Consider the following 7989-nt stretch of genomic DNA (forward strand, 5'->3'; position numbering starts at 1 on the left):
CCTGACCCTCATGGTTTTGACCGCGATGGAGATGGTATTGGGTGCGAACGATAAAGGAATAAAAATTATGAAATTAATTAAAAAATTTTTAGCGGGATGTTTTCTCTTGTTTGGTATTCCGTTTACGGTTGTGAGTATTTGTGAAATTACTAATCCGAAAACTGCCGAGCTAGACAAACAAAATGCTGTAGCTGCTCTAACTATTTTTACTATTCCATCAACAGTTATGGGAGGCTGGTTGAGTTGGTCTTTAGTGCAGCAGAAAAAGAGAGAACAAACATTACTTATCGAATCAGAGCAAAAGCGGATTGAATTCGTGTTTTTAGAACTAATTGAAAATAACTCTGGGAAAATAACGGTATTGCAATTAGCGAGGAATGCCCAGATATCAACTCAGTCTGCTAAGGAATATCTAGATGAGAAAGCTAAAGAACTCGGTGCTAATTTTGAAGTAAATGAGGATGGAAATGTTTCCTATCGGTTCTCCTAATGAGATCGTTACAATTGCAATATTTTAGGTCATGTTCGATGGAGCAAGCGCAGTTGCGTTTTTGGGTATTTTAAAAAATAGCGCTTGAAGTGCGAACGCTTTAAATTGAATCATCTAGAAAGCCGCATTCACAATCCCAATGCACTCTTGAGGTGTAGTCTCGGTCAAAGGATGCACCGCACTGGGGGCACTTACGGTTAGCTTTTAGTCACCTGGATGGCATTAACATACCCCTTGGGTATCGCGTATTTGGCTATCTGCCCAGACTGGGGCATTTGGTTGATTTCTGAAACACGTCAAAAGTGTGTCAGCATTATAATTGGCTTACTTTTTGTAAATGAGTTTTGCAAAGCGATCGCGTTGCTTCCTGGCTGGCGATCGCTTTTGCGTTATCACTACCTCAGTGTAATCAAAAAACTCTAAAAGTAAAATTCAGTGTTGTAAATTAGAGGAGAGCTAAATGACAGAGGAGGTCTGCTTTGTGAAACTGTCCTATGTATCTCGTTTTAGTTGGGATGAAGAAACAGCACAGCGATTGAGAAAACTACGGGGTAAAACTAGCCGAGATAAATTAGCGATTCAAGCTGGTCGCAGCAATACTTTTATCCAAAACCTTGAATGGGCAAACCCTGGAAATAGACCGGAATCAATTTCCAAAGAAGATGCGTTTGCTATTTGTAATGCGCTTGATGTACCTATTTGGAAGTTATTTCCAGCGTTAGTAATCAATCCTGAAAGTTTACAAGAAATATGCAAAACTCTATTGACATAATACAACATGGTGTTGTAAATTATATCTACAAGAGAGGAATTGAGCGCGATGCCTCTCAGAAAAAGGAAGAAGCGCTCAAAACTCAAACCAATCAAATTGAATTAGCAACAAAACTATTAGAAACCAATAGCCGGCGGGATAAGTAGCCGCAGCCTAAAACTTGTAATGGCCAAGCCACCGCGAGATGATTCCGATGACCTACCACGTCTAAAAACTGGTTGTAAAAACTTCAATCTTTTCAGAATTAAGGCGATTATTACTCCTCAGTATGTAATCGCCTTTTTTCAATTATTTCCACATGCCTCTACAGAGGGCACGATAAATCCAATATCTTCTCTACAGCTTTGTGCTGTCTGGTGTTTTGACATCAGTTAATACGCTTTACCCCTGAACATTTTTATAAGGCTTCGCCAATAAGAGAGTGAGAGTGTTGTGCAAGCACAATAAACTGACCAATAAAAATAAGGCGATCGCTCACCGTGGAAAGTCTGCGATCGCCCTTTTACCCATTTAAGAGGTGTTTCTAATGATGACACAACTTTCAGCCCCTACGCTAACAAAAGATCCCTTAACTACACAGGATCGCGAAATCATTGCAACCATCGTGAATCAGTCGGACTACTCAAAAAACTGCCAGCCCGAAGATGTAGTAACTATCTGGATCAACAGCGATGATATCGTCTGGGTGAAAATGACCCACGGCTATGCTCGATACCACAAAGAGCAGTTCAAACGCGCAGTAGCAGAGATTAAAACAAGTCTTTCTGCTCCAGTAAAGCGCAATCAGCAACTAGATAATGAGTTGAAAGAAGCTAGTGAAAAAATTGGTTTGTTAGGTGAATGTGACTGGTTATCGTTGAGTATCCAAACCCATTCTGACAAAGTAATCGGTTATGCCGGCTGCTACACCTCACAAAAGCTTCGATTATTTTCCTCACTGGCTGAATGGGACTTCACCCTGCCGAAGTGGAATACTCCTGCTGCCATCTGTCCAGACTGCGAAGGTCATGGGTGCGGTAACTGTGGGTATCGTGGTACTCGTGCAGAAGATTTGTGCGAACCAGTAGACGGCTATCGACTGACCTATGTAGGACGCACTGACCTTCAGACGGCTCACAATGTATATCTGGACGGTGAGTTTTTGGGCATACTCTTCAAGGTCAGAAACGCTGAGGAAGTCTGGGAAAACGACCCCAAGACATACTACTGGCGTTGTGGCGATGGAGTGCAGCATTGGAGTGTGAAAGAGGCTGTAGAGGTTCTATCCAGGGAAACTGCTCTAATTGAACTGCCGCAAGTTCGTCGGGAGTTGGTAGCGGCGTAAGTGAATTGGTGGGTTTTCATACCCACCATGCAACCATAACCAATCCTTTTAAAATAAAACACAGTTCACCTTTAAAACATGACTAGCAAGCCTTACGATCAGTTTTCTAAGGAATTATTAGAGGAGTTGTTGTCTCCTTTAGGTAGAGTAGAAGTTAACAAACAAGTCACTGATGAAACCAGATTTGTTGACGTTTTGTTTACAAGCACACCAACTGCCCAAGCTCAAAATCTTGGATTATTGGGCAGAATCGCTGTGTTAAATACGGCACTTTTGGAACCATTCCGCAATCAACCAAGTAGATCAGAGGTACGTAACTGTTTTCTGAAACTGTTCACCGTGATTGCAGACTCACAACGTAAAGCCAAGCGAGAGAAAACCAGTTTACCAGAAGATAGTTTAGCGCGTTTGTGGATTATATCGCCTAGCGCTTCAGCCTCTCTGTTGGAGGATTTAGAGGTTAAACTAGATTTAGAAAAGTGGAGCAGGGGAGTTTACTTTTTCCAGAAGTGTTTTAGAGCAGCAATAGTAGCGGTTAACGAGCTACCAGTAACAGAAGAAACATTATGGCTGAGGATTTTGGGTAGAGGCGAAACGCAACGTACTGCCATTGATGAATTGCTGGCATTACCCGAAAGCAACCAATTAAGACAAAATACTCTCAAACTGATTACTAATTTGCGGGTCATTATAGTTCAACAGCAAGAAACTTTAACAGAAGATGAGCAGGAATTAATCATGAATTTGTCGCAAGCTTACCAGCAGTGGGAAGAAACCACTAAACAGCAAGGAGTACAAGAGGGAGTACAACTTGAACGCCGCCAAGTTGTAGAAAACTTGTTGAGATTTAGGTTTGGTTCTGTGGATGAAGAATTAGCGAGAGTGGTCGATAATTTGTTGCAGTTAACACCAGAACAATTTACTCCCCTATGTCTTGAATTATCTCGTGAAGATTTGCTAGCAAGATTTAATTCACATCAATAATCTGTACAGGGCAAATAATTAGTAATAAAAAGCGCTTTTGTAGTAACAAGAGCGCTCTTTTATTGGCTCTGTACTTGATAGATACATCTGAAATCAACGGCTTCGCCAATGAAAGAGTGAAATCTATTGATATTAAATAATGACCTATCAAGAAAATAGTGCAGAATTACCCACTCAGAATTAAAGCTTCGCTTATTTTTTGCGAAAACTAACATTAAAGAAAGGCAGCAGCTACTATGACAGCTTTTGACTTTGATTCTGCTGAACACAAGTCATACCAAAAGACTCCAGCAGCCAAAAGTATTCCTTCACCCGCAGGCATTTGGATTGCTTACGAAAATCAACAATTAGCAGGATGGTACGAAAATAAAGAAATAGTTGGTGGGAAAGAGTATAAAGTTCTTACTAACAAGTTGGACGAAAACGATGAAAAGATAGGCATTCCTGGCGCTCTCTATAGACAACCACGAATACTTGTGATTGGGCGATCGCCTCTGCTATACGGAAACGATAGAAAGGTGATTGGAGTTTGGCGTAGCAGCGATGGTTTGGACAAGAATGCTTACAAATTCGGTAGGCGGTATATGGTGATTTTCGTCGATGTCCAAAATCAACCTCTTCATATCGCACCAGTACAAATAACTGCTTGGGGAGTGTTTCAAGTTTCGTTTGATCAACAACTAATGGCATTCCGTGAAACCTGCGAACAAGCTTATGCAAGTTTTCACAGTAAACATCACCAACCAAAGAATTTACTTTGGCATTCGATGTGGGTATTTTGTCCCATATTGAAAACAGAGAAACGTGAGAAAGGGGGGCAAACTTCCAACGCCTGTGTATGTAACGGATACGAAAAGCCAACTGCGCCCGACTGGGAAAATTATTGTATTGGCAAGAAACCAATAGCTCAAGAAATTGCCCTTGTGCATAATTCCATCTGCGATTGGTGGAAAAAAGGATTGCCTAACAATAACTTACCAAAGCATACGTCTCATGCACTTGATCGCAATCAATTGATGATGGAGTCGCAACGATTAATTGAAGCTTTAGGTTGGGGTGAGGAAAAGGGCAAACAGTTTCTCATAGATAACTATGGTAAAAAAGGAAGACAGTCACTAACTAACGAAGAATTTGCTAACTTCGTCAACAAATTGCAGTCTATGCAAGCAAATTATGATGATGAAGTTGGTTACTGGGAAGATGTGCCTTCTTAATAGCCAAATACTTGTTGAGGTGATTGCAGCAATTGTGTTCGCCTTTATGCTTCCCTATTTACCTTCAAGTAGGGAAGCATATTTGATCAGTTCTCAAGTCTTAGGTTCTACAGCTAACAAAGAAAAGGGAAAAAGTTTTTCTTGTGAGAATGACTGAATAATTCTTGAATCCCTTTCTTCCTCTTTTGATTGGGCTGTATATCAATCATTTAAAATACCCCCATGACAACAATAATCATTCCCCCTAGCCTCGAAAACTTACAGCATTTTTCTGACTCGTTCGACATTGAGAAATTATTGCAATCTAAAGGAATTCTGCCGTGGCTTTTAGCAAATGGCTGGAACTATGACAATGAATCTTGTTTGATTGCAAACATTATCGATGAGTCTACAAGCTTGGATCAAGTTTGGGAATCAGACGAGTTTGATTTTAATGCTCTGTCAGATGAATTAAAAGAAAAACTCAATCAGATTTTTGAGCATTTCTATCTCTAATCTTCTGTCACTCTCAATCAATAATTAACGCAAAGGTAACGAATTATGCGTGAAAAACTCTCCAGTTAGATTTAATCAGTCTGACTGGAGAGAAAAATCGATTCCACAAAAGATTATTACACACTCTACTTCAATAGTAATCAGATGGAATTAAATTTGATTAAAGTTTATGACTCAACGCTTTTAAGCTCCTCAAAAGTTTACCAAATCGACGGTACGCTTTCACGATACTTGGGTGATGAAGGTACTATCCAACATCCACAGTATTTGTTTCTACCTCTGCCAAATCAAAGAAAAAAAGCCAGCTTTCGGCTAAACCGAAACAAACTCATGTCCCGTTGTTATGAAGTCGAAGGTATGGTTTATCAAAAGCCTGTGGTACAGGATAATTCACAGCAACTTCAACTATTTTGAGTTATGTCAATACATAAACCACCAGTAATTAAAAGACATATTCGACTACAAAATAGCTCTACAAAAGTAATCTATAGAGCTATTACAGACATTCGCTCTCTTGAAAAATAGCCACAAAGAAAGCTTCGCTTAATCGAAAGTGAAAAATAATGATTGAGGTCAATAATCATGGTACAAGCAATCGATAATCCTATTGTTGCAAATTTCCTGACTGATGCAGTAGTTAGGGGAAACGCATCTTATTTCCTAATAAAAACTAAGAGAGATTTCAAAATGACATAGATAATTGTAAAAATTCAGAGAATGATAAAGAAAACAAATTTTGACACGCTTCTCTTGACCTAAAAGATTGACTGCAATATGTCTGAGAATTGCAAAATTCTGTGGAGCATTATCTTTTCTAATCCGACAGTCATCTTCTCTTAAAGCAACATCCAAGACCCAATGTAATGAATTCTCAATTCCCCAATGGCTGCGAATAGAATTACCAAACTGTTTAGCATTTGACTCAAGTTTAACCACTTATACTTCGCACACCCGTATGTCTCGATTCCTACCCATCCATCTGCCCCACAAATCACCGCGCATACGGCAATGGTCATGATATCGATTAACTTGTGCCTTTTAGTACGATCTATGCGTGGATCTTCTATTACACCAAAGTGGTCAGCAATCGTGATTTTGGGCTTGAGCTTCATTCAATTATAATTTCGTTCTTCTTGTTTAACGCACTCTGAATTTACTACAAAAACGAACCCGTATTGCTTGGCAGCCGCCGGCTGCCACAAACTCACCTCCCTACAACGATTATCATTCTTATTCAGTTTCATGCCTAATCTCTGAAAGTCATGTGTGGTGTAGTGTTGGGGAATTCAACCTTGATTATCGATCTTTAATATTTTGATGCGTTCGCCCTACCTCCTCCCCCTATTTTGATTATCATCTGAAACATTTAAGAAACTGGTTTGCTAGTTGCTGCTACTTTACCTCCTCATAACAGCCGTAGATGCTGTAAGAGTATGATAATAAGGAGGTATATTTAATGAAGGCATACCTTCAGTATAAAGTGGAGACTTTTTATTATTTTGAAGTACATATACACCATTTGGATATTTATTGAAGGTCAGAAAATCATCGAATTCAGCAGATATTTGATAAATCTGATTTTGGTTACTGCTAATAGTAGAAGTGCTACATATCGTCTGTAATACCCTGTATATTGGACGAGCTTCATCAAAAGGAGCCTTCATCGCGAGAATGTAGTTCTGGCAGGATGATGGTAACAAGGCTGACTCATGAGTGGTATTGGGAGAATGGACTTGTTGAATATTGTGGACATTGTTAAAATTAGCTATCTTCAAGAACTCTATGATGGGTATTTTGTACTTGCCCAATAATTTGTGATTCGCAATATTATCATACATATTGCAGTACAAGTTCGCCCCACTTTTGTCAGAGATGATTTCCTTCTTTATGCAGTTATTAGCGAATGTTTTTTGTCCGTTTTCAGATTCAGGTTGTGGAGAGCCTAATATAATACTATTGGACAAGGTGAAAAGACAGAGCGTAACAAGGATAAAAAGTGAGATAACGCGACGGGTTTTGAAAATAGTCATATATTAGACTCCTTAGAGGATGTTTGAAAAATGTTAGCTTGAGCTTTAAATACAACTCAGAAAAGCGATCGCAAGGTACCTTTCAGAAGTGCGGATTTTCCTCTGCTCCCGAAAGCGGTAGTTGCAAAAGAATATGGTGTAGTGTCTCTCCAATAATTCAGACAGACTTTAAAGTTATCTCGTTAGATAATGGAAGCAAATGCAAGTTGTAATTTAAGACCTTAGAATTCGTTAAATCCCAATCAAAATTTTTAATTTTTACATAAAAAAGCTTTTCCAATAAAAAAGAAAACTCCTTGTATCATCAGAGATATTAATGTTGGTTCTGGTTCTGCAAAAAATCTTATGGTTGCCTAATTCTATTTGAGTAACAAACCAACTTAGAAAGGTTTCAAAATCATCTGCAAAAACAAATTTGAAGTATTCCTCCAGACCAAAACTTATTACTTGCCCTACTATACCTTGCTCCCCTGGATCTAAATCGATACCTACATAGTTACCAAATCCATCGAAAGCAAAAAGAATCCATTTTTTATTAATATGCATTTTTTTGACTTTTCCAGGGATGTAAGAATCACCAGAAAGTTGATCATTTATGCCATCATCAGCAAATTCTGCTAAGATTTGCCAATTTATCAAAATTTCGTTTAGAGACAAAAATTCTAGTTCATCGAAAAATC

General features: G+C 38.9%; 11 protein-coding genes and 2 pseudogenes. 8 read left to right on the forward strand and 5 right to left on the reverse strand.

Annotation, left to right across the window (positions count from 1 at the left end):
* The 3 genes from ACWATR_RS38005 to ACWATR_RS38015 all read left to right on the forward strand — a co-directional run.
* Positions 1 to 54 (forward strand): excalibur calcium-binding domain-containing protein (locus ACWATR_RS38005; RefSeq protein ID WP_460344965.1); only part of this gene is annotated, 54 nt, incomplete at its 5' end.
* A 652-nt stretch (positions 55 to 706) separates the two neighbouring features.
* Positions 707 to 913, forward strand: coding sequence for a hypothetical protein (locus ACWATR_RS38010; RefSeq protein ID WP_460344935.1), 207 nt, complete (start codon positions 707 to 709; stop codon positions 911 to 913).
* Positions 914 to 971: 58 nt separating this feature from the next.
* The gene (locus ACWATR_RS38015; protein WP_460344938.1) at positions 972 to 1262 is read left to right on the forward strand and encodes a helix-turn-helix domain-containing protein; all 291 of its coding nucleotides are present in this window, start codon (positions 972 to 974) and stop codon (positions 1260 to 1262) included.
* Positions 1263 to 1633: 371 nt separating this feature from the next.
* Here ACWATR_RS38015 and ACWATR_RS38020 read toward each other — a convergent pair whose 3' ends face one another.
* On the reverse strand, positions 1634 to 1798 hold the full coding sequence (locus ACWATR_RS38020; RefSeq protein WP_460344941.1) for a hypothetical protein: 165 nt from the start codon (positions 1796 to 1798) through the stop codon (positions 1634 to 1636).
* Between ACWATR_RS38020 and ACWATR_RS38025 the strand changes: the two genes are divergently transcribed.
* From ACWATR_RS38025 to ACWATR_RS38045, 5 genes are all read left to right on the forward strand, one after another.
* Complete coding sequence (locus tag ACWATR_RS38025) at positions 1789 to 2586, forward strand: hypothetical protein (RefSeq protein WP_460344944.1); 798 nt, start codon at positions 1789 to 1791, stop codon at positions 2584 to 2586. The genes ACWATR_RS38020 and ACWATR_RS38025 overlap by 10 nt on opposite strands.
* A 78-nt stretch (positions 2587 to 2664) precedes the next feature.
* On the forward strand, positions 2665 to 3570 hold the full coding sequence (locus tag ACWATR_RS38030) for an RpnC/YadD family protein (protein ID WP_460344947.1): 906 nt from the start codon (positions 2665 to 2667) through the stop codon (positions 3568 to 3570).
* A gap of 236 nt (positions 3571 to 3806) precedes the next feature.
* Positions 3807 to 4784 (forward strand): DUF5895 domain-containing protein, encoded by a 978-nt coding sequence (locus ACWATR_RS38035; RefSeq protein WP_460344950.1) that lies wholly within the window; start codon positions 3807 to 3809, stop codon positions 4782 to 4784.
* 222 nt (positions 4785 to 5006) lie between these two features.
* Positions 5007 to 5279 carry a hypothetical protein gene (locus tag ACWATR_RS38040; RefSeq protein WP_460344953.1) on the forward strand — a complete coding sequence of 91 codons (273 nt, stop codon included), beginning with the start codon at positions 5007 to 5009 and terminating at the stop codon, positions 5277 to 5279.
* 144 nt (positions 5280 to 5423) lie between these two features.
* Positions 5424 to 5693: a hypothetical protein gene (locus tag ACWATR_RS38045; RefSeq protein ID WP_460344956.1), complete on the forward strand. Its 270-nt coding sequence runs from the start codon at positions 5424 to 5426 to the stop codon at positions 5691 to 5693.
* A 321-nt stretch (positions 5694 to 6014) separates the two neighbouring features.
* Here ACWATR_RS38045 and ACWATR_RS38050 read toward each other — a convergent pair.
* The 4 genes and pseudogenes from ACWATR_RS38050 to ACWATR_RS38065 form a co-directional block, all read right to left on the reverse strand.
* Positions 6015 to 6170, reverse strand: a pseudogene (locus ACWATR_RS38050) (ISAs1 family transposase); the annotation flags it as partial.
* Between the two features lie 38 nt (positions 6171 to 6208).
* Positions 6209 to 6391: pseudogene (locus ACWATR_RS38055) on the reverse strand (transposase family protein); the annotation flags it as partial.
* 285 nt (positions 6392 to 6676) lie between these two features.
* On the reverse strand, positions 6677 to 7309 hold the full coding sequence (locus ACWATR_RS38060) for a hypothetical protein (protein ID WP_460344959.1): 633 nt from the start codon (positions 7307 to 7309) through the stop codon (positions 6677 to 6679).
* A gap of 258 nt (positions 7310 to 7567) precedes the next feature.
* On the reverse strand, positions 7568 to 7989 hold a 422-nt coding region (locus ACWATR_RS38065), incomplete at its 5' end, for an SMI1/KNR4 family protein (RefSeq protein ID WP_460344962.1).

This window comes from Nostoc sp. UIC 10890 (assembly GCF_054786515.1).